The sequence below is a fragment of the Kitasatospora sp. NE20-6 genome (assembly GCF_045862635.1).
This window is the reverse complement of sequence record NZ_BPRL01000017.1, coordinates 25247-47565: the sequence shown is the minus strand read 5'-3', so window position 1 is coordinate 47565 and position 22319 is coordinate 25247. Positions and strand designations below refer to the sequence as shown.

The 22319-nt window shown below is 71.5% G+C and carries 32 protein-coding genes and 1 pseudogene; 20 read left to right on the top strand and 13 right to left on the bottom strand.

Translation table 11 applies throughout. The features are described from left to right. Positions 1 to 82: 82 nt before the first annotated feature. Positions 83 to 946 (bottom strand): potassium channel family protein, encoded by an 864-nt coding sequence (locus tag SNE206_RS15515; RefSeq protein ID WP_407913934.1) that lies wholly within the window; start codon positions 944 to 946, stop codon positions 83 to 85. Here SNE206_RS15515 and SNE206_RS15510 point away from each other — a divergent pair, their 5' ends adjacent. The 5 genes from SNE206_RS15510 (at position 947) to SNE206_RS15490 (ending at position 3459) form a co-directional block, all read left to right on the top strand. Next, complete coding sequence (locus SNE206_RS15510; RefSeq protein WP_407913933.1) at positions 947 to 1075, top strand: hypothetical protein; 129 nt, start codon at positions 947 to 949, stop codon at positions 1073 to 1075. A gap of 90 nt (positions 1076 to 1165) precedes the next feature. After that, positions 1166 to 1420, top strand: coding sequence for a hypothetical protein (locus SNE206_RS15505; RefSeq protein ID WP_407913932.1), 255 nt, complete (start codon positions 1166 to 1168; stop codon positions 1418 to 1420). 56 nt (positions 1421 to 1476) lie between these two features. Beyond that, entirely contained in the window at positions 1477 to 1866 is a 390-nt protein-coding gene (locus tag SNE206_RS15500) for a hypothetical protein (RefSeq protein ID WP_407913931.1), read from the top strand. Positions 1867 to 2606: 740 nt separating this feature from the next. Further along, on the top strand, positions 2607 to 3062 hold the full coding sequence (locus SNE206_RS15495; protein ID WP_407913930.1) for a DUF1524 domain-containing protein: 456 nt from the start codon (positions 2607 to 2609) through the stop codon (positions 3060 to 3062). A gap of 85 nt (positions 3063 to 3147) precedes the next feature. Continuing rightward, positions 3148 to 3459: a hypothetical protein gene (locus SNE206_RS15490; protein WP_407913929.1), complete on the top strand. Its 312-nt coding sequence runs from the start codon at positions 3148 to 3150 to the stop codon at positions 3457 to 3459. Positions 3460 to 4074: 615 nt separating this feature from the next. On the opposite strand, the gene SNE206_RS15485 is transcribed toward SNE206_RS15490, so the two are convergent. Together SNE206_RS15485 and SNE206_RS15480 are read right to left on the bottom strand one after the other, a co-directional pair. After that, positions 4075 to 4323: a hypothetical protein gene (locus SNE206_RS15485; protein ID WP_407913928.1), complete on the bottom strand. Its 249-nt coding sequence runs from the start codon at positions 4321 to 4323 to the stop codon at positions 4075 to 4077. Next, entirely contained in the window at positions 4298 to 4984 is a 687-nt protein-coding gene (locus tag SNE206_RS15480) for a hypothetical protein (RefSeq protein WP_407913927.1), read from the bottom strand. Before SNE206_RS15480 ends, SNE206_RS15485 begins: the two co-directional genes overlap by 26 nt. A 109-nt stretch (positions 4985 to 5093) precedes the next feature. On the opposite strand from SNE206_RS15480, the gene SNE206_RS15475 reads away from it, so the two are divergent. From SNE206_RS15475 to SNE206_RS15450, 6 genes are all read left to right on the top strand, one after another. Beyond that, positions 5094 to 5528: an Hsp20/alpha crystallin family protein gene (locus tag SNE206_RS15475; RefSeq protein WP_407913926.1), complete on the top strand. Its 435-nt coding sequence runs from the start codon at positions 5094 to 5096 to the stop codon at positions 5526 to 5528. Between the two features lie 128 nt (positions 5529 to 5656). Further along, positions 5657 to 5794 (top strand): STAS domain-containing protein, encoded by a 138-nt coding sequence (locus SNE206_RS15470; RefSeq protein WP_407913925.1) that lies wholly within the window; start codon positions 5657 to 5659, stop codon positions 5792 to 5794. A 5-nt stretch (positions 5795 to 5799) separates the two neighbouring features. Further along, positions 5800 to 5949, top strand: a complete 150-nt coding sequence (locus tag SNE206_RS15465) for an STAS domain-containing protein (RefSeq protein WP_407913942.1) — start codon at positions 5800 to 5802, stop codon at positions 5947 to 5949. A gap of 41 nt (positions 5950 to 5990) precedes the next feature. Next, entirely contained in the window at positions 5991 to 6395 is a 405-nt protein-coding gene (locus tag SNE206_RS15460; RefSeq protein WP_407913924.1) for a DUF2267 domain-containing protein, read from the top strand. 57 nt (positions 6396 to 6452) lie between these two features. Continuing rightward, the gene (locus SNE206_RS15455; protein ID WP_407913923.1) at positions 6453 to 6851 is read left to right on the top strand and encodes a DUF2267 domain-containing protein; all 399 of its coding nucleotides are present in this window, start codon (positions 6453 to 6455) and stop codon (positions 6849 to 6851) included. Between the two features lie 87 nt (positions 6852 to 6938). Further along, positions 6939 to 7172, top strand: coding sequence for a DUF6296 family protein (locus tag SNE206_RS15450; RefSeq protein ID WP_407913922.1), 234 nt, complete (start codon positions 6939 to 6941; stop codon positions 7170 to 7172). Positions 7173 to 7734: 562 nt separating this feature from the next. Here SNE206_RS15450 and SNE206_RS15445 read toward each other — a convergent pair. Beyond that, positions 7735 to 8172 (bottom strand): ATP-binding protein, encoded by a 438-nt coding sequence (locus SNE206_RS15445; protein WP_407913921.1) that lies wholly within the window; start codon positions 8170 to 8172, stop codon positions 7735 to 7737. A 212-nt stretch (positions 8173 to 8384) separates the two neighbouring features. Between SNE206_RS15445 and SNE206_RS15440 the strand changes: the two genes are divergently transcribed. After that, positions 8385 to 8717, top strand: a complete 333-nt coding sequence (locus tag SNE206_RS15440; protein ID WP_407913920.1) for an STAS domain-containing protein — start codon at positions 8385 to 8387, stop codon at positions 8715 to 8717. Positions 8718 to 8919: 202 nt separating this feature from the next. Here SNE206_RS15440 and SNE206_RS15435 read toward each other — a convergent pair whose 3' ends face one another. The 6 genes and pseudogenes from SNE206_RS15435 to SNE206_RS15410 all read right to left on the bottom strand — a co-directional run bounded on the left by SNE206_RS15435 (position 8920) and on the right by SNE206_RS15410 (position 12334). Beyond that, positions 8920 to 9174, bottom strand: a complete 255-nt coding sequence (locus SNE206_RS15435; protein ID WP_407913919.1) for a hypothetical protein — start codon at positions 9172 to 9174, stop codon at positions 8920 to 8922. A 124-nt stretch (positions 9175 to 9298) separates the two neighbouring features. After that, a pseudogene (locus tag SNE206_RS15430) lies at positions 9299 to 9883 on the bottom strand (transposase family protein); the annotation flags it as partial. Between the two features lie 80 nt (positions 9884 to 9963). After that, complete coding sequence (locus SNE206_RS15425; protein WP_407913918.1) at positions 9964 to 10506, bottom strand: MOSC domain-containing protein; 543 nt, start codon at positions 10504 to 10506, stop codon at positions 9964 to 9966. 76 nt (positions 10507 to 10582) lie between these two features. Then, positions 10583 to 11122 carry an ATP-binding protein gene (locus tag SNE206_RS15420; RefSeq protein ID WP_407913917.1) on the bottom strand — a complete coding sequence of 180 codons (540 nt, stop codon included), beginning with the start codon at positions 11120 to 11122 and terminating at the stop codon, positions 10583 to 10585. A 133-nt stretch (positions 11123 to 11255) separates the two neighbouring features. Next, complete coding sequence (locus SNE206_RS15415) at positions 11256 to 11639, bottom strand: hypothetical protein (RefSeq protein ID WP_407913916.1); 384 nt, start codon at positions 11637 to 11639, stop codon at positions 11256 to 11258. Between the two features lie 389 nt (positions 11640 to 12028). After that, a complete protein-coding gene (locus SNE206_RS15410) occupies positions 12029 to 12334 on the bottom strand; it encodes a chaplin (protein WP_407913915.1) in 306 nt (101 codons plus the stop codon). 260 nt (positions 12335 to 12594) lie between these two features. Between SNE206_RS15410 and SNE206_RS15405 the strand changes: the two genes are divergently transcribed. The 6 genes from SNE206_RS15405 to SNE206_RS15380 all read left to right on the top strand — a co-directional run bounded on the left by SNE206_RS15405 (position 12595) and on the right by SNE206_RS15380 (position 17025). Beyond that, positions 12595 to 13092, top strand: coding sequence for a hypothetical protein (locus tag SNE206_RS15405; protein WP_407913914.1), 498 nt, complete (start codon positions 12595 to 12597; stop codon positions 13090 to 13092). 203 nt (positions 13093 to 13295) lie between these two features. Continuing rightward, positions 13296 to 14195, top strand: coding sequence for a DUF4394 domain-containing protein (locus SNE206_RS15400; protein WP_407913913.1), 900 nt, complete (start codon positions 13296 to 13298; stop codon positions 14193 to 14195). 413 nt (positions 14196 to 14608) lie between these two features. Next, positions 14609 to 14965, top strand: coding sequence for a hypothetical protein (locus SNE206_RS15395; protein ID WP_407913912.1), 357 nt, complete (start codon positions 14609 to 14611; stop codon positions 14963 to 14965). 125 nt (positions 14966 to 15090) lie between these two features. Further along, the gene (locus tag SNE206_RS15390) at positions 15091 to 15306 is read left to right on the top strand and encodes a DUF6296 family protein (RefSeq protein WP_407913911.1); all 216 of its coding nucleotides are present in this window, start codon (positions 15091 to 15093) and stop codon (positions 15304 to 15306) included. Positions 15307 to 15889: 583 nt separating this feature from the next. Next, the gene (locus SNE206_RS15385) at positions 15890 to 16303 is read left to right on the top strand and encodes a hypothetical protein (protein WP_407913910.1); all 414 of its coding nucleotides are present in this window, start codon (positions 15890 to 15892) and stop codon (positions 16301 to 16303) included. Between the two features lie 272 nt (positions 16304 to 16575). Further along, the gene (locus SNE206_RS15380; RefSeq protein WP_407913909.1) at positions 16576 to 17025 is read left to right on the top strand and encodes an SRPBCC family protein; all 450 of its coding nucleotides are present in this window, start codon (positions 16576 to 16578) and stop codon (positions 17023 to 17025) included. Positions 17026 to 17197: 172 nt separating this feature from the next. Here the strand turns inward: SNE206_RS15380 and SNE206_RS15375 are convergent, their stop codons facing one another. From SNE206_RS15375 to SNE206_RS15365, 3 genes are all read right to left on the bottom strand, one after another. Continuing rightward, positions 17198 to 17383, bottom strand: coding sequence for a hypothetical protein (locus SNE206_RS15375; protein ID WP_407913908.1), 186 nt, complete (start codon positions 17381 to 17383; stop codon positions 17198 to 17200). A 156-nt stretch (positions 17384 to 17539) separates the two neighbouring features. Continuing rightward, positions 17540 to 17818: a hypothetical protein gene (locus SNE206_RS15370; protein WP_407913907.1), complete on the bottom strand. Its 279-nt coding sequence runs from the start codon at positions 17816 to 17818 to the stop codon at positions 17540 to 17542. Between the two features lie 1078 nt (positions 17819 to 18896). Further along, positions 18897 to 20471, bottom strand: coding sequence for a sensor histidine kinase (locus tag SNE206_RS15365; protein ID WP_407913906.1), 1575 nt, complete (start codon positions 20469 to 20471; stop codon positions 18897 to 18899). Between the two features lie 130 nt (positions 20472 to 20601). Between SNE206_RS15365 and SNE206_RS15360 the strand changes: the two genes are divergently transcribed. Further along, on the top strand, positions 20602 to 21123 hold the full coding sequence (locus tag SNE206_RS15360; RefSeq protein ID WP_407913905.1) for a response regulator: 522 nt from the start codon (positions 20602 to 20604) through the stop codon (positions 21121 to 21123). A gap of 340 nt (positions 21124 to 21463) precedes the next feature. Beyond that, positions 21464 to 22102: a carbonic anhydrase gene (locus SNE206_RS15355; RefSeq protein WP_407913904.1), complete on the top strand. Its 639-nt coding sequence runs from the start codon at positions 21464 to 21466 to the stop codon at positions 22100 to 22102. Positions 22103 to 22319 lie beyond the last annotated feature (217 nt).

Genomic DNA, 22319 nt, shown 5'->3' with positions numbered 1-22319 from the left:
CCCCCCGGGGCCCCGGGGCAGGCGAGGCGGAGCTGTTCGGTGAGTGTCAGGTTCCGCGTGAGCAGTGGGGTGCGACCGGCCCTCAGGTGCTCTCAGCGGGTCGGGGCGTGCCGGTTTCTCCGAGCGGCTGGGGGTTCAGGAGCTGCCCCAGGCCCTCGCGGGTGGCGGCGAGGACGACCAGGTCGCCGCCCGCCAGCAGGCGGTTGGGTGGTGGGTTCCACAGGAGTTCGGTGGCGGCGGGGTGGGAGTGGGCGAGGTCGGGGGTGCGGTCGGCGGGTTCGGCGAGGTCGACGGCCAGGATGCGCCAGGCGCCGGTGCGGTGGGCCTGCTCGATGGTGCGGCCGTTCAGGTGCGCGTTGGCGGCCACGTCGACGGCGGCGATCAGGATCACCTCGCGGCCGACGGCGACGGCGCCGATCACCTGACGGCCCATCATGGCGGAGGCGAGGGATGGTGCCGCGGGGAAGGACACGCTGCGGCTGCGGGTGACGGCCGAGGGATAGGAACTCTTCAGGGCCCGGTAGACGTCGTTGGCGAAGTCGTCGTCGAACAGGCGCAGAACGGCGCGGATGTCCGGGTGGCACTCACGCGCGTAGAGCGCGGCCTCGACGTTGGTGCTGTCGTCACTGGTGAGGCAGACCAGGGCCTGGGCGCGGGTGATGCGCGCGGCTTCCAGCACGCCGTCCTGGGTGGCGTCCCCGATCACCACCGGCACCCCGTATGCGCGGGCCTGCGCGACGCCGAGCGCCGAAGGGTCCTTCTCGTCGCAGACCACCGGGACGTCCAGCTCCCACAGCCGCTCCAGCACCCGGCTGCCGACCCGGCCAAGGCCCACCAGCACCGTGTGGTCCTCCAGGCGGCGCGGCGGTCGGCGCAGGACGGAGTAGGTACGGAACGTGCCGAGGACCTCCAGCGCGACGGCGAGCTGATGATGCCGGCCACCCACGTGACCGCCTTCGCTCACGCCGATGCGCACGGGCGGCCCGGCCCGGGCCCGGTGGCGGACCGCGCGCGGGCGGACGAACTCGCGCAGTACCTGGCCGAGGTGACCGGCGCCTACCTCGCTGCCGGGTAGCCCTCTCCGGCACCGGCTGCCGGCTGCCCCCCACGCCTCCGTCCCGGGCCCGTACCGGCCGGGACGGACCCCGCTTCCCGAAGGAGACGAGTGACCACCCACACCACCCGGCAGCCGCCGAAGATCTCCTGGTACGCGCAGTGGGAATGCAGCTGCGGCGACGGCGGCGACGAGCTGTTCGAGGACGGCACCATGGTCGACGCCGACCACGACTGCGACGAGGAAGGCGGCGGCGAGATCAGCTGGGAGGGCCGCGCCGAGTGCACCTGCCGCTGGTCCCATCAGACCCAGTTCGCCGACGGCGACTGGGTCGAGGCCGACCACGACTGCGCCACCGACCAATAGCACCCTCGTTCTCGTCTCCGCAGGCACCCCTTGGACCACACCACCAGGAGGAAGCAATGTCATACCCTCAACTGCTCACCCCCGAGGAGAAACTCGCCGACGCGAAGAAGCTGTTGAGCCTCCCGCGTATCGTCGTGATCTGCGGCTCCACCCGCTTCATGACCGAGATGACCGAGGCCGATCTGCGGGAGACCACAGCCGGAAAGATTGTCGTCAAACCGGGCTGTGACATGAAGTCGCCCCACGCACTGTGGTCCGATCCTGTCGAGGCCGAGGCGCTGAAGGCTCGACTCGACGACCTGCACCGGGCGAAGATCCGGCTCGCTGATGAGGTGCTCGTAGTCGGCGACTACATCGGAGACAGCACCCGAGCCGAAATCGCCTACGCCCGGTCGCTGGGCAAGCCCGTGCGGTTCACGCACCCCGAAGTCGACCCTGACGCCTGACCGCCCGCTGCCACCTCGACAACCAGGGTCGGCAGCCCGCCGCCTGACCGTCTCGCGGTGGCTTCGGCCGCCGCCCAGGCAGCGGCGGCCGCAACCGCCGAGGTGAAGCGCACCAAGTCCCGGTGGCGCCGCTGACCAGCCGCCGCCCCGCTGTTCCCGGTGCGGGGCCGCTGACCTGCACCCGGGGTTCGGGCACGCCCGCTGTCCTGGGGCGGTGAGTTCACCGTCCGGCTGGTGAGTTCCGTTCCCGGGGCCGGTGAGTTTGCCCGGCTCAGCTGGCTGCCGGCCGGTGAGTTTCGGGAATCTGCCCAGGTCAGCGGCCGGTGAGAACGAGGTCACCTCCTCACCGGCCTATGGTCACGCCCCGGGCATGGGTCCGGGCGCACGGCGCCGGGCAGAGTCAGCGGTGGTTGACGCGGCGCTGGTCGAACAGCTCCCATGCCTTGCTGGTGATCATTCGGAGTGAGGGCCTGTCAGTTCCTCGTCGGTGGCGGCGTGGTGTGGCCGGTGGTCGGCGTGGAGGCGGGTATCAGTGGGGTATGGCACGATCACTCTCCGCCCGTCGGGCGCCGCTGCTTGTCCTGTCCGCCGGCGTCTTCGCGGTGGTGGCGGTCTCCTGTTCGGGCAGTGTCCCGCCCGGTGGCGGGGCCTCTGCCGACAGTGCCCGCCCCGGCACACCGGCCACCGCGTCGGGCCCGGCCAGGGCGGGGGGTGTCTGGCCGGGGCCGCAGCATGCGCCGGTGGAGCAGGCCAGGGCGGAGGTGGCCGCGCTCACCGTCGCACCCGTGCACTCGATGGCCGGCTACAGCCGGACCAAGTTTCCGCACTGGGCCGCCCAGGGGAAGAACTGCGACACCCGCGAGAAGGTCCTTGCGCGCGACGGGCAGAGCGTCCAGGGTGACGCCGCGTGCAAGGCGATCTCCGGCACGTGGTTCAGCGTGTACGACAACGCCACGATCACCGACTCCTCCAAGGCCGACGCCGACCACCTGGTCCCCCTGGCGAACGCCTGGCGCGCCGGGGCCTGGCAGTGGACCACCGAGCAGCGCAAGGCCTTCGCCAACGACCTCACCCACCCCCAGCTCCTCGCCGTCTCCGCGTCCTCCAACCGGGCCAAGGGAGACCAGGGCCCCGAAGCCTGGAAGCCGCGTCGCGCACCATCTGGTGCGCCTACGCCCGGGCCTGGGCCGATGTGAAGAGCACCTACCGGCTCACCGTCACCACCGAGGAGAAGGCCGCCCTGAACCAGATGCTCGACACCTGCATCACCGGAGCCGCCCGATGAACCCCCACCCCAACACCGACCCCGCCCCCGGACCCGGCCCGGAGGGGCCGCTCCTCACCCGGCACATCACCGCAGGCCCCGGCGGCGTCATGACCATCGAGGTCGGCGTCATCACCGGCGACCTCACCCTGCGCACCACCCGGCACGGAAGCCAGGTGGCACTGGAGGTGCAGTACGACGACGCCGAAGAGTGGTACACCGTCCAGGACAGCCCCCTCGACGCACCCGCCGGCACCGGCCTGCACACCGTCCACCAGGCAATGACCGATGCCATCGAAGCGGGCAACGCGGCCACCGCACCCCACTGAGAAACCTCCTGACACGGTGCCGGACCCCGAGGGACGAGGGTCGGCGGCGGCGCGGACTCCTTGTAGGCGTTACCGCCGAAGAGTACGTCGATGCCCGCGGCCCGGCTGCTCGCGACGGTGTCCTGGAGTGAGGCACCCTTCGGCGCTTCGAAGACGATCTGGGCGCTCTGCCGGTCGGAGGCCCTGAAGTGTTCGTCCATCTTCTGCAGGGCACTTGGCGCGGCCGATCCCGGGATCTGCGACTTGGTGTCGAAGGTTCCCGCGAAGGCCGTCCTGAAGTTCCTCCGGCCCGCGCCGCTTGTTGAACACATCGAGCGCCCCGACCGGGGCGCGGCGCAGCACACCGGCCCGGCCCGTACATCCCCCACGGCCCGGGTCTGCAGCATCACCACCCAGGCGGCCGGACACTGCACACTGGCCGCCCGCACCGCCTGTTGCGGCTTCCCGCTGCGGCAAGCCGGCTCCCTTCCTCGGCCGCTGGCTCAAACAGCACCCCGCCACTGGAGGCCTGTCCATCAACATCGCCAAGATCACCACGGAGGCCCGCCTCGACGCCAAGTACCTGCTGGCCACCAGCGACCCCAACCTGTCCGGTTGCGGTGGCTTCCGGCCCTGTCAGGCCGGCGGGTTGTTTGCCGGTGTGGTTTGGGGACTGCCCAGATCAGGGGCGGACAGTGGCCAGTTGGGGTGTGCGAGGTGGTGGCGCAGGGCGTCGAGCCGGGCGAGGTGGTGGTCGAGGGCGGCGTTGACGGTGCTCGTGGTGGCGGCCACTCGTGCTTCGAGGTCGCGGATCCGGTTCAGTAGGTCCTGCCAGCGCCTTTCGGTGGCGGCGACAGGGTCAGGCGCGGTGTCGGTCGCTGTCATCGCGGAGCTGGGTGGTGTGGTGGGTGAGGGCGTCGAGGCGGGTGGCGAGGTCGCTCTGGCCGGTGCCGAGGTGGGGGCGGATGGCGGCGAGGAGCTCTATGAGGTCGGCGGGGTCGGTGGTGCCGAGGGCGGCGGTCAGGGCGGCCTGGGCGGGGCGGGCGCCGGGGGCGAGTGCGGTCATGGTGATCTGGGCGGCGAGGACCCGCAGCTCGGCGGCGTTGTCGCGGGCCCAGGCGGTGACCGTTCGGTCGGCGGCCCGCCGGTCGCGGACAGCCTTGACGCGTTCCACGCCGGTACCGGCCTGAATCGTGCCGCCGGCGGGCTTGAGGCGCAGGTAGCGGTTCTCGGCGGCCTGGCGGCTGGCGACGCCCATGGGCCGGGCGAGGTCGGCCCAGGTGGCGCCGGCCTCTCGGGCGCTCTCCACGAGGCCGGCTTCCCAGCCGGCGAGTTGGCCGCGTAGTTCGCGCAGCAGGACGAGTGCGGCCAGGGCCTGCTCGGGGCCTTCATGCTCGTCAGGGGTGGTCGGGGGCTGGGACGCGGGGTTCTGGGCGGTGCGGACGGCGTCGTCGATGGCGGCCAGCGCCGCCGCGGCTGCCAGGAACGAGGCGGGCCCGACCGGCGGGGAGGCGTCGGGGGCCGCTCCACGGAACTTCTCGCTCATGTAGTCACTCTATAGGCGACACGACAACTTGTCATCGGATGGATGACGCGCTAGAAAGGAGTCAGGTGAAGCGCACTGGCGCCCATTCGATCAGTGGAGGTGTTTCGCGATGCTGCTGCGCACTGACCCGTTCCGCGAGCTGGACCGGCTGACCCAGCAGTTCCTCAACACGACCGGCACCTGGTCGCGTCCCACGCCCATGCCGCTGGACGCCTACCGGGCCGGCGACGAGTACGTGATCTGCTTCGACCTGCCGGGGGTTGACCCGGACGCGATCGACATCGACGTCGAGCGGAACATGGTGACCGTCAAGGCCGAGCGCCGCCCGCGCCAGGAAGGCGAGGGCATCAAGTGGGAGCTGTCCGAGCGCCCGCTCGGCGTGTTCTCCCGCCAGGTCATGCTCTCCGACACCCTCGACCCCGCCGGGATCACCGCCGACTACGACACCGGCGTGCTGACCCTGAAGATCCCGGTCGCGGAGAAGGCCAAGCCCCGCAAGGTCGCGATCAGCCACAGCGGAAGCCGCAAGCAGATCCAGGCCTGACCCGTCCCCCGATGCCGTTCCGGCCGCCCCTGATCTCTCCCCCCTCGATCGAAAGGGGCGGCCGGAACACCCCTCGACCGCCGGACCGGCCTCGCCCGGACCGGCCTACGCAGCGACGCGGAAACGCCATGAACGGCGAGAGCAACGAACCCTCCACCGTGCAGGTGAACGGCGAGATCGACCTCGACACCGCACCCTCGCTGCGCCGTGCTCTGGCCGCCGCGCTCGAGTCGCACCGGGAGGTGGTGCTGGATCTGTCGGGGTGACGTTCATGGACTGCGCGGGCCTGGGCGCCCTGGTCCGGGCCCGCAACCAGGCCGACCGGTGTGGTGCCCGTTTGGTCCTGTGTGGGGCCGGGCGCTGCGTGGTGCGGCTGCTCAAGCTGACCGGTCTGTACCGGCGCCTGGCCGTCGAGCCCTGAATTGGCGGGGTGCAGCAGGCCGGGACGGAGGGAGAACCGCGATGACGCTTCGATGGGAGGCGTTCCTGGAGAAGGTCCGGGAGCGCGGTGAGTACGACACCCCGCAGGAGGCCGAGCGGGCCGCCCGAGTGGTCCTGGCCCTGCTTGGCGCCCATCTGGTCGGCGACGCGCGGGCCGAACTGGCCGCCCGCCTGCCCGAGACCATGGCCCTGATCCTGCTCAACCCGCTGCAGGCCGCCGAGCCCCTCAGCACCGAGCGGTTCGTGCGCGCGACCGCGGCCTGGATCGAGGGCGCCACCGAGGCCACGGCCCTGTGGGACATCGGCGCCGTCCTGTCCACGGTGGCCGACGCCGCCGGCGACGACCTCATGGACCAGCTCTTGCTCCAGCTACCCCCCGGATACGACCTGCTGTTCGGCCGCCCGACCGCAGGCGAACGACCCTGACCACCCCTCACGCGCCGCTGGCCCGCCAGCGGCCAGCCCCTGGAAGGCCCCTCGGTCATGACCCGCTACCGCCACCTCCTCCAGCAGGTCCGCAACCTCGGCCGCTACCCCACCGACGAGGAAGCCGAACGGGTCCTTGACGCCGTCCTGGCCCTCCTCGGCTCCCAGCTCACCGGCGACGAACGCTGTGACCTCGCCGCTGTCCTGCCCGAGCGGGTCCGCGCCGCCTTCGCCGCCCAGATCCCCCTGCCCCATCCCGTTACCGCCCCCGCCTTCGTCGAAGGCCTCGCCCACACCCTGGACACCAGCCTCACCGCCGCCCGCTGGGACGCCTCCTCCGCCCTGGCCGCCCTCACCACCATCACCGACGACAACCTCACCGACCGCCTCCTCGCCCACCTGCCCCGCGGCTACGCCCTGCTGTTCGGCCGCGCGGACTTGGCCGCCGTCGCCTGAAGCAGCGGGCCCGACCCGCCAGCGCGGGAGCGCTCCGCGCCGCCCTGGCAAGCACCGAACCGCACACCGGATGAGGCGAGGCGACCGATGGACAGACCCCAGCGCTACGCGATCACCCTGCCCGGCCCGCCCGGCCGGCATGGGCCGCCCGAGGTCGTCGTCGTCCATCTCACCAGCGCGTACACCGCTGCCGGGGAACCGGTGTACGCAGATGGGGCGGCCGCATTCCGGGTGGCGATCGAAGAAGAGGTGGCCCGGCCGCTCACCGCGTTGCCGGGGCCCGGCCGCCATACCTGCCTTCACGCCGTACCACTGCCCTGACCGGGTGCTCGCGGCCTTCGGTTCCCGGGCCTCGTGCCGCGCTCCCGAGCCGGTGGGCGGCCGTTTACGGGCCGAGTTCCCGTCACCGCCGTGACATCGACGGTTGCACATGCACCCTCACGCCTGTGCACGCAGAGTAGTAGGCCGAGCGGAACTCGCTACTTCACTAAACGCGATCTCACCAGACAAGTCCCTGCCGCTGGCCTGCGGCTCTACCAGCCGTCATCGCCCGGACGGCGCCGGAGATCGCGTAGCGGCAGACGAGGATCTCCTCGGTGATGATGCCGATGCCGTGGGCGAGGCGGACGAGGTCGGCGTCCTTCGGCCTGGCGGGCGCCGATGTAGGCCGGGACGGTCTCCAGGGCGAGGACGCCGATTCGGTCAAAAGTGATCATGGCAGACCCGGGAGCTGACCCCGAAAGGGCAGGCCAGGGCCGAACAGGCAGGGGGTGGGGGCCAGCTTGCACCGTTCCTCGGCGGGGCCACTCGCGTCCCGTCACGCCGGGGGTGAGAAACAACACCGTCCTAGCCAGGTCCCGTTCCTGCGCGTGGGGTTCGCCGTCTACCAGGGCAGGACGGCGTGGATCTCCTTGCCGCCGGTGTGGGTGGTGATGTCGACCTGGGTGGCGAGAGGCCCGATGATGGCGGACCAGCCGAAGCCGCCGGTCCCGGTGGCCAGGTCGGGGATGCGGGGCCGGGGCAGGGCGGGACTGGTGTCGCGGACGCTGACGCGCACACCTGCGGGACGGGCACCGGTGGCGGGCTCGGCGCCGAGGGTGAGGATGACCGGCCCGGGGGCGTGGCGCACGGCGTTGGTGACCAGTTCGGAGACGACCAGCAGGATCCTGTCGACGGCCTTGCCCTCACGGGCGGGGACACGTGCCGCGAGCGCGCCGAGGTAGGTGGCGGCACTCTCACGGGCATGCACACAGGTGCCCGGACCGCCGTCGAACGCAGCCACGAACGGCACCCGGCCCACACCGGCAACCTCCGTCACCATGATCGCCTCGCCTTCGACCTCAATCCTGTACCGCCTCTGCCCGAAACCGGCAGCGGCCACCCCCGAGCAGCCATACTCCCATCCGCCCGGCGCTCCATGTCACCCGTACGGGCGCGCCACCGAGGTGGCTGCGCCGGGCGGCCGGCCTGCTCTACGGTTGTCCCGTCCCGTCCCGTCCCAGCCACGCCGGACCGACCGGAAGGAGTGCCCCGGTGAACACCACCGATCCCGTACTGAGTGTCACCACCCGCACCACCGAGACGGGTCCCGTGATCGAAGCCGCCGGCCAGCTCGACTTCGACACCGCACCCCACGTCCGCGCCGCCATCACCACCGCACTCACCACGACCCCAGCCCCGGACACAGTCGACCTGGACCTCGCGCACCTGACCTTCTGCGACTCCTCCGGCCTCACCGCCCTCATCCGCGCCCGCCACGAAGCAGCAGGCACCGGCACCCGGCTGCGCCTGGCCGCGGTCTCCACACCCGTGGCGGATCTCCTGGAGCTGACCGGGACCGCGCGCCTGTTCCCTCTCGCCTCCTGACCCTCGGGCCGCACACAGGCTCTGAAGGCGCGATCCACCCGGTACCGGCCGCCCGGCGCCGACGTCGCCGCCGTCGTTTGGCCGCTCCGATCCACGCAGCCAAGCCGCTGACGTTGCCGGGCCGGGCGGCGAGTGCTGCCGCGTACTGTCCTTGGTGGAGTGCGGCGTTCGGGAGGCGTTACGAGCTGACCCGCGATTGAAGTTAGGTCGTGCCGGCCTGGCGGTTTGGCTTGCGGGTGATTCGGCAGGCCGTCGCGCGAACGTGTACCAGTTCGGTGCTCGGCTGGTGGTGGGTGGTCCGGCGTGCGGCGCGGTCGGAGACCAGGCTGGCGACGGCTCGGTGGACTTCGCTGTAGTTCTCGCGGCGGCCGGTGTATCGCTGCAGGGGCCGCCACTGGCGGTGCTCGGCGTTGGCGTGCTCGACGCAGATCCGGCGAGAGGACTGGCGGCGGTGCATCTCGCGCCATCCGTACCGCTCGGTCAGTGGCGCGTTGTCGCTGTCCTTCGGTCTCGTTGGCCAGGCCCCGGTAGCCCTCGTCGACCTCGGCTTTGACCCGCGGGTACTGGCGGAACTGCTCCGCGATGCCCTCGGTGCGCACAGCGGTCTGATCGTGCATCCGGCCGGGCCGCTCGGCGCCGGACCACAGGGTCCGGCCCTGATGGTCGCTGATCGTGGTCGTCTTGATGGTGTTCTGCTTGCGCTTGCCGGAGATGAACGCCCGCCTGCCGGGACGGCCCGCCTTCGGTCGGCGAACCTGGGTCTCCATGCCGTCGATGCGCAAGGTCACGCCCTCCGCGTGGGCGTAAGCGAACACGTCCGCCAGCGTGCGCAGCCGGATGCCGGGGCGGTCCGGCACGGCGAACCCGCGCGCGGCCAGCAGCGGTCGGACCTCGCTGATCGCCCGGCCGACGGTGGAAGAGCCCACCTCGTAGATCACGCCCAGCGCCGCATGCGTCAGCCCGGTCCGCAGATGAACCAGTGTCACCAACACCCGGTCGGTGAAAACCAGTTCGTACTTCGGGCCGGCTCCGATCTCGCGTTGCCGGGCACCATCGCGTCGTTCGTGGCGTCCGGACTCGCAGCGTGCTTCCCAGCGCGGCGCGAGCTCTTCGATCAACTCGCCGAGGTGTTGGCGCGAGATGCCGCAGAGGGCATGATGAGCCATGGCCGCGCGGGCCTGCTTGATGTTCACACCACAAGAACCAGTGCAGCCGTCGACACGTCACGGCCTGCTCGGGCAGGAGATCAGACCCGGTCGAGGGACCGATGCGGCTCGTCCGGGAGCTCCACTGTGATCGTGTCGCCGGGACTCACCACGCCGCTCGCTTGGACGACGCTCATGATTCCGGCCTTGCGAACGATGTTCCCGGCCTCGTCCCGGCCGATGACCTTCTTCAGCAGTCCATCCTGGAAGTTGTCGATCTGCAGGCAGGGATTGCGCAGACCGGTGACCTCCACGATCGCCTCGTCGCCGATGCGCAGCAGTGTCCCGACAGGCAGGCCGAGCAGGTCGATGCCGCTCGTGGTGATGTTCTCGCCGAGCTCGCCGGGCGCCACGTTGAATCCCTCTTCACCGACTTCGGTGAAGAGCTCCTCGTGGATCAGGTGGACCTGGCGCAGGTTCGGCTGGGTGGGGTCCTGTGCGACACGCGAGCGGTGCTTGACCGTGACGCCGGCATGCACGTCCCCCTCCACTCCCAGCCCGGCGAGCAACATGATGCCGGCCCGGTTGGGCTTGGTGAACGAGTACTCGCTGTTGCTGCTGACCGCTATTACAGTCCCGCCCATCCTGCAGACCCCCTTCTCGGTAGCGATGATTCGCCACGAGCCTAGTCTGCGGCCTTCAGCGCACAGCACCCTGCGATCAATCGCGGGGCAAGCCGTTACCAGCGCCGGGGCGCGGTGGGGCTGTCGGTTGCGCGGGGGCCGGGGGTGCGAGGTGTGCGTGGACGGTCTTGCCGCTGCCGGCGTCGAGGGTCACGGACACGGTGTCGCACAGGGCGGTGACCAGGGCCAGGCCGCGGCCGTCGATCGCGGTGTCCGTGGTGGTGACGCGGGGCAGTGGCATCAGGCGGCTGGTGTCGCTGACGGACACCTCGATGCCGTCCGGGCCGCCGGTCAGGTGGAGAGTGCCGGGGCCGCGGGTGTGGAGGATGGAGTTGGTGACGAGTTCGCTGACCACCAGCAGGGTGTCCTCGCGGACCGTGCGTGGCAGGCGGGCCCTGATCAGGTAGGTGCGGGCATGGGCCCGGATGTCCGCCACGCACTGCAGCCGGTCGGTGAACGGCTCCTCGAGTCCCCCGTCCGTAGGAGCGGGACCGGGCGCGGGTGCGTTGGCGGTGGGGAGGGCCGTCGGTGGTTCCAGGCGCCGGCAGGCCGGTCGGGGGTGTGCGACGGTGGTCATGGCCTGGTCTCTTTCCGGGCGGCGGTCGTGGTCCTGGTGGTCGGTGCGGCAAGCGGTGGTTGTCCGCCGGCCGGTGGGGGCCCGGCGCCCGATGGCGCCGGGCCTTTCGGTCGGACCGGCAGTGCCGGTCCTGTCAGCGGCAGTACCAGCCGGCCGCGACCCAGGTCTTCTCCCAGTGGGCCGGGATCCACTTGTTCTCCCAGCCGGCCTTGTGCCACATCTTGTGCCAGTAGCCGTGGTGCCACTGGTGGTGGGAGTCGTACCAGCCCGCGTGCCACACGTTGTGCCAGTAACCGGCGTGCCAGACCTTCTGCCAGTGGCCGCCCACCCACTTGTTCTCCCAGTGCGCCGGGTACCACCGGCACTCCTTGGCGTGGGAGGTCGAGGACACGCTCGTGCTGGTGGTGGTGGTGGCGGCCGCCGCCGAGGTGGCCGAGGTGGCCACCGCCGCACCGCCGCCGAGCATCACACAGGTCGCCGCAACGGCCAGCGACCGCTTGGTGCTTATCGCATGCATCGCCCTGTTCCCTTTCCGTGGACCCGGCCCGCCCGGCACCCGATGCGCCGGCCGTGACAGGTCCCACGCTCCTGATTCGCCCCCGCTGCTCGCACGGACGGGAAACAACCCGAAGAAATCCGATCAAAACCTCAACAATCGGACCCCCTGCTGCCTGCTGCCGGTCATCGTGAACGGGCACGGCAGCACCGATGGTGCTCTTCGAAGGGCCCGGGCCCACTCGCGCCGGTGGCCCTTGTCCCGCAGACGAAGAGTCTGCGGGACAAGGGCCACCGGCGCGGACGCTGCCGACAGGGAGGCGTGTCCGGTCCGCCGCAGGGCCTGCCGTTGAAACGCCGCGCGCCAGGCCTGCGGAAGCCTTCAAAGGGGGGTACCGCTACGGCGGCGGGTCACATGTGGTGGCCGTGGCCGCTCTCGTGAGGCGCGTCGTACTCCTCGTCCTGGTCGTCGTCCAGCGAGATGTTGGCGCAGCTGTTGCCGAAGGCAGGGTTGAGGGCGCCGATGACGTTGATGCTGTTGCCGCAGGCGTTGACGGGCACGTGGACGGGGATCTGGATGAGGTTGCCGGACAGGACGCCGGGCGAGCCGGCGGCGATGCCCTCGGCCTCGGCGTTCGCAGCGGCCAGCTGGGCGGAGCCGAGCAGGGCCGCACCGGCAAGCAGGGCGGCGGCACTGCCACGGGTCAGACGGGACATACGGATCTTCTCCCTGAGATGCGTAACGGCTACCAGATCACCGGCAGCCTGCACCGCCCAACTGGCCGGGCAGGGATACGGACACGCCCGGTTGAGCCGTTCGGCGGTACGGCCTCACCCGGCCGGGAACCGCTTCCCGCCGCCGTCGGCCGGTCCCTGCGCGAGTTCGTATTCCCGCGTGGTAGGTCTGCGAGGGTGGCTGCCCCGGCCCGCCAGGCCGCTGCTGCGCCACCGAGGACGGTCAGGGACGGTGAGGGGCTGTGGAACTGTCATGGCGTCATCTCACTGCGTGGCGTGTGCGCCGGCGGGTGGCGGTGTGGGCCGCGCACCGCTCCCGGCGGCGCCGTCACGGCCCGCGCCACCTGCGGGTCCTCGCCGAGACCGGCCGCCATGCCGCCTTCCTGCGCACTGCGGCCGGTATCGGGGCCTGCGCGGTCGTCTGCTCGTGGGACACCTGGTTCTTCATCACGACGGCCTGCCGTCGCACCCGCGGCTTCGAAAGCCCGTCGGTGTTCGCCATGACGGCGCTCGGCGAAGAGCTCGTCGAAGTGCCCCTGGATGGCCCGGTGCTGGCCGCGCTCCTGGACGGCCTGCGTGCCACCGCCACCCGGGCCCGCACTCCTCGGTGTGACCGGACCCACGCCGAGCACCTGTACCGGGCCACTGCCGCCGCCCTGCCCGCAGCCACCGGTTCGGGCACCGTGCCACTGGAGTTCATCCTGCCCGTGGCGGTCCCGGCCGCCCGCACGCGCTTGTGAACACACGCACCCGCGTGCACACCGGCCCTTCCCCGCACCGGCCGCACCGGCCCGGCCGCGCGTCGCCTGTCGTACCGGAGTATGAGCTGTGCGGGTGAGCGTCCGGAGTGGCCTGACCGGCACGACGGTTGGCCTGTGTGTTGCTGAGGGCACGGCCCCCGTCACGGGACGGGGGTCGATCCCCTTCACGACAGGAGCCCGTCTTGCGCAAGACCCTGCTGGCCACGGCCATGGTGCTGCTCGCCGCCACCGCTGCCGTTCCTGCCCAGAGCGCCACCGCCTCCACCGCCCACCGCCTCGCGCTGCCCGCCGGCGGCAAGGTCGGGGAGGGCCTGGCGTCGATCGGCCTGACCGACGACCAGCGCCTGGTGTCCTTCCCGGTCCTGCACCCCGAGCAGACCCGCACCATCGGCCACATCGACGGCCTGACCGGCGATACCCGCCTGGTCGGCATCGACTACCGCGTCCAGAACGGCATGCTCTACGGCGTCGGCGACCAGGGCGGCATCTACACGATCGACGACACCACCGGCTGCGCGACCAAGGTCTCGCAGCTCTCCGTGGCCCTGCAGGGCACCTACTTCGGCGTCGACTTCAACCCGGCCGCGAACCGGCTGCGGATCGTCTCCGACACCGGCCAGAACCTGCGCCACAACATCGACGACCCCAACGGCGCCCCCGCCGCCGGCACCACCGCCGTCGACGGCACCCTCACCAACCCCGCCGTCCCCCCGGCGACCACCGGCACCACCGCGCTCGGCGTCACCGGCGCCGCCTACACCAACAACGACCTCGATGCCGCCACCGCCACCACCCTTTTCGACGTCGACACCACCAACGACCGCATCTGTCTGCAGTCCCCGGCCAACGCCGGCACCCTCGCCCCCACCGGCCGCCTCGGCGTCGACGCCGAACCCGACGCGGGCTTCGACATCTACTACTCACCCAGCCGAGGCAGCAACCACGGCTACGCCGCCCTCGGCGTCGGCGGACAGCGGTCCTTCTACCGGGTCGACGTCCTCACCGGCCAGGCCCTGGCCCTCGGCGACTTCCCCGCCGACGCCTCCGTGGTCGACATCGCCGTGCCACTCGCCCAGGACTGAACCACCAGCCCACCAAGCCGCATGAACCGTCACCGGCATGACGACTGACGGCGGAGCCGCCCACCACGACCAGGTGCGTCAGCGGCCCCGCCAGCGACCGGCAGTTCCCCAGAAGCACCGGTCGCACCCCTACTTCGCCGCAGCCGGCTCCCCGGATTGCGGCCGTCCGGGTGACAGCCCCGCACGACGAGCTCCCCGGGTCTTCGTCCGGGCCCCTCCCGCTCCCGCTCTGGAAAGCAGCACTGCACCGCGGCACACGGATCCTTTCCCTGCCTCAACTTCATGCAGCGACCCGGCGGGAGGACACTGCTTCCGCGTTCGGGCAGGTTCACCGGGTGGGCGTCACCGGTGGTGACCACCTGGTTGGCTTGCACCGGCAGGTTCCGGGATGCGGAGCGGGTTGGCTTCGGCCCATGACGGCACTGGAGACGGTCAGCGCACCGGTCGGCGTACGGCATTCGCACGAGGTCAGCGAGGTGCTGGCAGTGGCCAGCGCCGTTCCGTTCTGCACGGAGCGGTTCGGCCGCGGTGTCCTGGGAGCGCTTCGCTGGGTCCTGGGCCATCAGGTGGCCGCACCCATCACAGCGGCGTCGTCAGGCGGTGTTCCCCCATGGGCGCAGTTGTTGGACGAGGCGTACGCCGCACGCGAGGAACTGCTGGGGCGTGACGGTCGCACGGTGGAGTTGGACTACGCCCACGGCGTGTACGAGTCGCTTGCCTGGGTGTGCGGCCATCATGAGCACCCGCCGGTGAACACTGCCGGTCACTGAGCCCCCGGCTGTCGGCGGATGGCCGCCGTTCGTTCCTTCGGCGGGTGTGTGGGCGGACACTGGAATTGCCCACCCTAGCCGAGTGATGGGGCGTGATCGTTGTGGTAGCGGATACGACCCGCTGGATGCTGACGTTCCCCGGGCCGGCGGGCTCCCACGGCGGGCAGGACACCGTGGTGGTGGAGCAGCAGGCCGGCTACGGGCCGCACGGGTCTGCGCTCTACGCGGACGCCGAGCACACCCTGCGGGTGGAGATCGAGGACGGTGGCCTGGTCCACGTCCTGTCCTGCGTGGGTCGGCCGGTCCCGGACACACCCGTCCACGCCCAGCGGCTCGGCTGACCGCCCCCTACCGGGCCCTCGTGGTCCACTGCCCGTGGTGCGGGGTTGGGCGTTCCTTCCCGGCGCCGGGGCGGGAACCCGCCCTGCCGCCGGCCGGGGCGCGAGCGTGTGAACCACCGGGCTTGGTCGGTGTGCCCGTGCCCGGTCGGCCACGGTCCGCCGTAGGGTCGGTGTCGGGAAGCGGTGTGTTGGCACTCCCGTCCCCATCCGGCCCGGTCGCACCCCACTCCTGGCGGCCGGGCCGCATCGCCCTTGACGCGGGGGCCGTAGGACGTGAACCACGACCTGGACGGCACGCTCGTGCCGGAGCCCCTTTCCTGTCGGCGACCGGCGCGGCAGGTGGGCCGCCCGCGACGTCCTCGCCCATCACACGGCCTGAGGGTGATCTCGCAGTCGTGTCATCGCGGGCCCTGGCCCTTGCCGGTCCTGTGGCGTCGCGGGCCTGCCGGCGTCCGGCTTCACCGCGCTGTGTGGCCCGTTTCGCCGCGCCCTGCCGCTGCGGCCCGGCCGGCGGGCGGGAACAAGCTGTCCAGTGGGTGGCTGCCCGTCCATGTGTCGGGCCGTCTGCGGTTATCGTGCGGGCATGGACATGCAGGCGCAGGTCGCGGCGCTGATCGGGGAGGCGGAGCAGCAACTCGTTGACGGGGTGTGGGATCTGACGCGGGGTGGCCGTGCTCTGGCGCTCCAGGTCGCGGCCGGCCTCGGGAATGCCGTCGGTGCGCCGGAGGGCCGGGAGGACATGGCGGACATCGAGCGGCTGGAGCATCTGCGGGAGGCTCTCGCGGTGCTGGCGATCGCCCTCGCCCGTACCCACGGCCGTCTGGCCTGGTTCCTCGCCCAGGGCAGCGCGGCACTCACCCCCGTCCTCCACTGGCGGGCCCTGCCCGCCGGCGACGGCCCGGCCTTCAACACCGTCCTGCCCACCGCAGAACAGTTCACCCGGGCCGAGGACGCGGTGCGCCGACTGAGCGCCATGCTCACCCGGCTCGGAACCTGACCTGCACCGCGGCGCCGTACCGTACTCCGTGGCCGGCCGTCGCGGCCGTCTCTGTGAGCGTCACCCGGCCTGCCGATCTGCGCCGGGTCGTTGCCCGTGTGCGGGCCCGGTCCGTCGGACGCGATGGTCACTGACCGTGCCCGGCGAAGGGTTCCCGGGTTGCCGGGCCCGTGTTCGGGAGGCGGAATCGGTATCACCCGGCCTGAGGGTCGGTGGCCGGGCAGGCGCGTGCCCGATCGCCATGAGGTATCGATACGAAGGTGAGTGGAACGATGAGCAAGGTGCAGGAATCGATCGACGTGGATGTGCCGGTCAGCACCGCGTACAACCAGTGGACGCAGTTCGAGGACTTCCCGCGGTTCATGGACGGTGTCGAGGAGATCACCCAGATCGACGACCGGCACAACCACTGGAAGACGAAGATCGCCGGGGTGTCGCGCGAGTTCGACACGGAGATCGTCGACCAGGTCCCGGACGACCACGTCGCCTGGCGCACGACCAGCGGAGACGTGAAGCAGACGGGCATGGTGCGCTTCGAGCCGATCGACGCGACCCATACCCGGGTCATGATGGAGATGGACTTCCAGCCCGGCGGGATGGCCGAGAAGGCCGCCGACATGGTCGGCATGCTGGACCGGCAGGTGAAGGGCGACCTCAAGCGGTTCAAGCACTTCATCGAGGAACGCGGCACCGCCGGCGGCGGTTACCGCGGCCGGCTCTGACAACCCCCGCATGGTCCCGCCTGCCCGGGCAGGCGGGACCATGCGGCTGCCGCGGCCGAAGCTCCACGCCGGCCCGGCATGGCGGACCCGCCGGGCTGAGCCGCCTCTGGTGGCGGAATACTGCCACCGGGTCGGCTGCTGGCCGCCAGCCACTGTGTGGTGCGGCTGGCTGCTACCGGTGGGGCGGGCCGGGGATGAGGTGGTACATGCCGCGGGCGGTCTTGCGGAAGCGGCCGCCCTCCAGTTCGGCGAGACGTGCGCGCCGCAGATCCTCGTGGTCGGCCTCGGTGCCGTCGTCGAGGTCGATGTAGCGGCGGATGAACTCGCGTTCCTGACCGGTGAGCTCCTCGTCGGCCACCTGCTCCTCCGCACGCCGCGCCGTGCTGCCGGTATGTCCCCGCGGGGCAAGGGCACCGGCCCCGGCATCCAGCCGGCTGCCACGGGCGGGAGCGTCCGCCACCGAGAGGCTGTCCAAGGTGGCGGACGCGGCATCGTGAGGGGCTGGCAGGCCGGTCTATCGAAGATCCAGGTTGTCCGCCTCCAGTCTGCTCTTCATCGCCAGGATCGCCGTCATCGGCACGCTCAGCTGGAGCCGGTCGGCGACGGTTCCGGCGGCCCGGCCGATCGGCTCACCGGTGAACGAGAGGGAGAACTGCCCGAGCAGCGCGACCGCCGCCTCCAGCAGGGCCTCGTCCACCCGCACGCTCTTCGCGTCTTTTCCGGGTGCGGCCGGCAGGCGATCGACGAGCGCCGCAAGCTGGTCCCGCCCGCTACGGTCAAGTGCTGTTGTCATACAGGCGATCGTTCGGCCGCCCCCGGTGGACCGCAACACCGCCGCATCCAGATAGAGCAGCCGGCAGCGCGCCGCCTCGGCCGTCCTGACGGGGCGGCCACCGGGGCGTCACCATCTCTGCGCTCCCGCCGGTCCCCGGCGAGGTGCCAGGCTTTCGACCCCTGGCTTCGGCTACTGATGGCCGGGCACGGTGAAATGCCCGGGCGGCCTACGCGGGATGGCATCCGCGGCCCGGCATCCCCTTCCAGGAGAACGATGGCTCGTACGCTGCCCGCCATGAACCCAGCGCCCGACGCGCCGAAGTCCCTGAAGCCCGCCCGTGTCCTTCGGGCGCGCAAGGCCCTGGAGAGGGCCTGCGCCATCGTGGTCGTGGCAACCCAGCACGTGGATGACTTCGGCCCGCTGGGCACCGGGGAACTTCCCGCGGCCATGGCCGCGCTCCAGGCCCCGAGTACCTCGACCAGGACGAGGCCCGCGCCCGCCTGGTGTCACGGGCATTCACCGCCCGGCCCGAAGACATGCCGGCGAAAAGCCCGGCAGGCCGCGCCTTCACCGACGCCGTACTGATGATGCGCGACGCACTGCTCGACCTGGACGAAACCCTCGACACAGCCCCGCTCTCGGCAACGACCGTATCCAGGACGGCGCCCTCCCCCTGACCCACCAGGCCGGGCCTCCTCGTCCCGCAGCAACCCGCCGCCGGGCCCGCCCAGGCAGCGGCCGACCCCACGACCCGCACCTCGCTCCGGCGACGCCGAAGAACGCCCCGGGCAGGCAAAGAGGCGGCCAGGAACGGCCCTGGCAACGGGCTGGGGGCTTCGTACGGACCTCGATGCCCAGCACGCCCAACAAGGTTCCGCCTCACCTGCGGCAGACGAAGGTGCCCGCCACCTTCGCGCGCACCATCTGACCAGCGCCCCACCCGAAGGTGCCCTCCGCCGGTAGAACGCTGCCGCCAGACCGTCGGCGAACCGCTGCGCATGCCGCGCCGCTGCCTGGATTTCCCCGAGCCATCGACGTCGACCTCGTGCCTCTGTTGCTGGAGTCGCCATGCTCGCTGCCGCTGCCGGGCGGCGGGTCACCCGCCGGTGAGGGTGAGGGTGAAGGTGATGCGGGTGCCGGGCGTGTGGTCGGGGTCCAGGGCGATGGTGCCGCCGTGGTATTCGACGATCTTCTTGCACATGGCCAGGCCGATGCCGTTCCCCTCGTAGTCCTCGCGGGTGTGCAGGCGCTGGAAGATGACGAAGATCCGCTCGGCGAACTCGGGTTCGATGCCGATGCCGTTGTCCTCGACCGCGAACGTCCAGGTGCCGTCGTTGCCTGGGGCCGCACTGAGGTGGATGCGCGGGGGGCGTTCGGGGGAGCGGAACTTGATGGCGTTGCCGATCAGGTTCTGCAGGAGCATGCCGAGCTGGGTGGGGTCGCCGGCCAGGGTCGGCAGCGGGTCGTGGGTGATTTGGGCGCCGCTCTCCTCGATGGCGATGCTCAGTGTGTCGAGCGTTCGGTCGGCCAGGGCGTCGAGGTCGACGTTCACCCGGGCGTCCATGGTCCGTCCGACGCGGGAGAAGGCGAGGAGGTCGTTGATGAGGGTCTGCATGCGGCTCGCGCCGTCGACGGCGAAGTCGATGTACTGGTTGGCCCGCTCGTCCAGTGATCCGGCGTAGCGTCGCTGCAGGAGCTGGCAGAAGCTGGCGACCTTGCGTAGGGGCTCCTGGAGGTCGTGGGAGGCCACGTAGGCGAACTGTTCGAGTTCTTCGTTGGAGCGGCGCAGGTCGGCGGCGTGCTGGTCGAGGTCGAGGCGGGCCTGTTCCTTGAGGGTGATCTCCTCGGTCATCCGGCGGCGCATCGCGTCCACGTCGGCGGCGAGCTCGCGTATGTCGGCCGGGCCGGTGGGGGTGATGCGGTGGGTGAAGTCCCCGGCGCTGACCCGGCGGGCGTTCCGGCCGAGGAGGGTGAGGGGGCGGGTGACACCCCGGCGCAGGCCCTCGAAGACGAGGGCGGTCATGAGGAGGACGACCAGGGCGATGACGCTGAAGACGGTGTTGCGCAGGTGCCGGGCAGCGGCAAGGTCCGCGCGGCCGGCGGCCCGTTCGTCCTGCAGGTGCTGCTGCTGGGAGGTCAGCGCGGTGCGGACGGCGTCGAACGCCTGCTTGGCCCGGTCGGCGCCGCGGATGTCCTCCGGGGCCGGGGCGCCGGGGGGCAGGGCCGCGATCGGCCGGGCGATGTTCTCCTGCCACATCCTGGCGCTGGCAAGGACGGAGTCCAGGTCGGCACGGGCGCGGCCGTCACCGTCGGTCAGACCCTGCAGCACGGTGGCCGCGGCGCTCTGCTGCTCAAGGCCCATGGTGTAGGGGGCCAGGAAGTCCGTGCGGCCGGTGGCGCCGTAGCCGCGTATGCCGGTCTCCTGGTTGATCAGGGCGTTCTCCAGCCGGACGGAGGCGATCAGCGCGGGCGAGGAGCGGTCCACCAGGTGGTTGGAGACGGCGGCGGCGTGGCCGAGCGCCCAGGCCCCGACCGCGCTCAGCACGCACAGCACCGCCAACGCGCTGCCGACACCGGCCCGCAGCCACTGCCGCGTCGTCCACCGTGTGGCCCGACCGCCGCGGGTGGCGGGCGGGTGCTCCGCCGCTGCGGTGTACGCGTCCTGGGCCATGCTGGTGTCCTCCCCCGGGGGCGGCCCTTCGGCCGTCCCGCCCCTGCACCGCGCTGTTGCCGCGGCGGCCTCACTGTACTTGGCCGTCCCGGCGCCCCGGACGGCTTTCCCCGCCCCTTATGATGCGCGCATGCCGGGCACCGCCGGCGCCGCTACAGGGGGGACGGCGGGCACGAGCACCACAGCCGCCACCGCGCCGCCGACCCCCCAGGAGTCCACCGTGATCACGCTCGCCCCCGGGCGCCCGTACCGTGTTCTGCTCGTCGAGGACGACCTTGCCGACGCCATGCTCATCGAGGAGGCACTGGAGGAGAAGGCACAGCGCGAGATCGTCCGGGTCAGCAACGGCCAGGCGGCCCTGGAGCGCCTGCGGGAGCAGGGGACGCCGCTGCCGGATCTGATCGTGCTGGACCTCAACATGCCCCGTATGAGCGGTCGGGAGCTGCTGGACGTCATCAAGGTCGACGAGAACCTCAAGTCCATCCCGGTCGTCGTGCTCACCACCTCCGCCGCGCCCGACGACGTCTCCGGTGCCTACCGGCGGCATGCCAACGCTTACGTGACCAAGCCCGTGGAGCTCGACGACTTCACCCGGGCTGTCCAGAGCATCGACAGCTTCTACCTCGACACTGCCCTGACCCCCCACGACTGACCAGCGCGATGACATGCGTGAGGTGCCCGGCACCGAACGCGGGGCGAAGCCGTCGTCTCTTCGTGGCTGACTGAGAACCGGTGACGGCAGGTGGCTGTCGGCCTGCGTGTGGGATCGGCGGGTTCGCCGGACAGCACAGCAGGGCTCCTGGTAGATACCCGAGCACCACGAGGCCATGGTCAATGATCATCCTCATGACCCGCCGGCTCGCCCGTCCAGTCGCCCGACCTCGCGCCGCGTGACCGGTTCTCAGTCAGCCGGTCAAACCTGGCGGATGGGTGCCGGTCATTCCTGGGCCCCGGGCGGTACCGGTCGCCGCCATGCGTCGTACGCTGCCGCTATGACCAGTGATCGAATGACTGTCCCTGCCGCCCTGGAGATGCTGCTGGCCGGCAACCGGCGCTTCACCGGGGGAACCCCTGAGCACCCGAACCAGGACGCCGCCCGCCGGGCTGCCACCGCCCCGGCCCAGAGTCCCTTCGCGGTGCTGTTCGGCTGCTCGGATTCCCGTCTTGCAGCGGAGATCATCTTCGACCGGGGGCTGGGCGACCTGTTCGTGGTCCGCACGGCCGGCCACGTCATGGGGCCGGAGGTGCTCGGCAGCATCGAGTACGGCGTCAGCGTTCTGGGCAGCCCGCTGGTCGTGGTCCTCGGACACGACTCCTGCGGGGCGGTGGCCGCCGCACGGGCTGCCGTGCAGGACGGGACCACGGCTACCGGCTACGTGCGCGACGTGATCGAACGCGTCACCCCGAGCGTCCTGGCCGCCCGGGCCGCCGGCCACACCGACGACACCGACTTCGTCGACACGCACATACGGCATACCGTGGACCTGCTGGTGGAACGCTCCCGCGCTCTCGCCGTCGCCGTCGATGCGGGTACGGCCGGCGTGGTCGGCCTGTCCTACCGGCTCGCGGACGGCACCGCCCGCCTGGTCACCGCCCGCGGCCTGGACATCTCCGCCCCCGCGGCCGTGTGAGCGGCCGCTGACGGCTGCGGCTTGTCAGCAGCGGTGGCCGAAGGCCAGGAGGCGGCGGGCGAGAGTCGGGGTGAGCCGCACACCGCAGGGCCCGCACGGCCGGCCGGGCCGGGAGGCGCCGTGGCAGGTGGCGCAGTCCGGGTCGGCAAGGCGTACCGCCCCCTGGGCCGAAGGGTCCGTCGTCCTGCGCACGTGCGCCACCATCCCGTCCCACGAG

What these genes read in the sequence shown, in the direction of transcription:
- SNE206_RS15390 (WP_407913911.1), top strand. Translation starts at nt 15,091, where the DNA reads ATGCTGACGTTCCCCGGGCCGGCGGGCTCCCACGGCGGGCAGGACACC.
- SNE206_RS15410 (WP_407913915.1), bottom strand. Translation starts at nt 12,334, where the DNA reads ATGTCCCGTCTGACCCGTGGCAGTGCCGCCGCCCTGCTTGCCGGTGCG.
- SNE206_RS15470 (WP_407913925.1), top strand. Translation starts at nt 5,657, where the DNA reads ATGAACGGCGAGAGCAACGAACCCTCCACCGTGCAGGTGAACGGCGAG.
- SNE206_RS15480 (WP_407913927.1), bottom strand. Translation starts at nt 4,984, where the DNA reads ATGAGCGAGAAGTTCCGTGGAGCGGCCCCCGACGCCTCCCCGCCGGTC.
- SNE206_RS15445 (WP_407913921.1), bottom strand. Translation starts at nt 8,172, where the DNA reads ATGGTGACGGAGGTTGCCGGTGTGGGCCGGGTGCCGTTCGTGGCTGCG.
- SNE206_RS15475 (WP_407913926.1), top strand. Translation starts at nt 5,094, where the DNA reads ATGCTGCTGCGCACTGACCCGTTCCGCGAGCTGGACCGGCTGACCCAG.
- SNE206_RS15490 (WP_407913929.1), top strand. Translation starts at nt 3,148, where the DNA reads ATGAACCCCCACCCCAACACCGACCCCGCCCCCGGACCCGGCCCGGAG.
- SNE206_RS15465 (WP_407913942.1), top strand. Translation starts at nt 5,800, where the DNA reads ATGGACTGCGCGGGCCTGGGCGCCCTGGTCCGGGCCCGCAACCAGGCC.
- SNE206_RS15460 (WP_407913924.1), top strand. Translation starts at nt 5,991, where the DNA reads ATGACGCTTCGATGGGAGGCGTTCCTGGAGAAGGTCCGGGAGCGCGGT.
- SNE206_RS15380 (WP_407913909.1), top strand. Translation starts at nt 16,576, where the DNA reads ATGAGCAAGGTGCAGGAATCGATCGACGTGGATGTGCCGGTCAGCACC.
- SNE206_RS15365 (WP_407913906.1), bottom strand. Translation starts at nt 20,471, where the DNA reads ATGGCCCAGGACGCGTACACCGCAGCGGCGGAGCACCCGCCCGCCACC.
- SNE206_RS15420 (WP_407913917.1), bottom strand. Translation starts at nt 11,122, where the DNA reads ATGACCACCGTCGCACACCCCCGACCGGCCTGCCGGCGCCTGGAACCA.
- SNE206_RS15450 (WP_407913922.1), top strand. Translation starts at nt 6,939, where the DNA reads ATGGACAGACCCCAGCGCTACGCGATCACCCTGCCCGGCCCGCCCGGC.
- SNE206_RS15500 (WP_407913931.1), top strand. Translation starts at nt 1,477, where the DNA reads ATGTCATACCCTCAACTGCTCACCCCCGAGGAGAAACTCGCCGACGCG.
- SNE206_RS15415 (WP_407913916.1), bottom strand. Translation starts at nt 11,639, where the DNA reads ATGCATGCGATAAGCACCAAGCGGTCGCTGGCCGTTGCGGCGACCTGT.
- SNE206_RS15485 (WP_407913928.1), bottom strand. Translation starts at nt 4,323, where the DNA reads ATGACAGCGACCGACACCGCGCCTGACCCTGTCGCCGCCACCGAAAGG.
- SNE206_RS15360 (WP_407913905.1), top strand. Translation starts at nt 20,602, where the DNA reads ATGCCGGGCACCGCCGGCGCCGCTACAGGGGGGACGGCGGGCACGAGC.
- SNE206_RS15455 (WP_407913923.1), top strand. Translation starts at nt 6,453, where the DNA reads ATGACCCGCTACCGCCACCTCCTCCAGCAGGTCCGCAACCTCGGCCGC.
- SNE206_RS15370 (WP_407913907.1), bottom strand. Translation starts at nt 17,818, where the DNA reads ATGACAACAGCACTTGACCGTAGCGGGCGGGACCAGCTTGCGGCGCTC.
- SNE206_RS15435 (WP_407913919.1), bottom strand. Translation starts at nt 9,174, where the DNA reads ATGCACCGCCGCCAGTCCTCTCGCCGGATCTGCGTCGAGCACGCCAAC.
- SNE206_RS15355 (WP_407913904.1), top strand. Translation starts at nt 21,464, where the DNA reads ATGACCAGTGATCGAATGACTGTCCCTGCCGCCCTGGAGATGCTGCTG.
- SNE206_RS15385 (WP_407913910.1), top strand. Translation starts at nt 15,890, where the DNA reads ATGGACATGCAGGCGCAGGTCGCGGCGCTGATCGGGGAGGCGGAGCAG.
- SNE206_RS15425 (WP_407913918.1), bottom strand. Translation starts at nt 10,506, where the DNA reads ATGGGCGGGACTGTAATAGCGGTCAGCAGCAACAGCGAGTACTCGTTC.
- SNE206_RS15395 (WP_407913912.1), top strand. Translation starts at nt 14,609, where the DNA reads ATGACGGCACTGGAGACGGTCAGCGCACCGGTCGGCGTACGGCATTCG.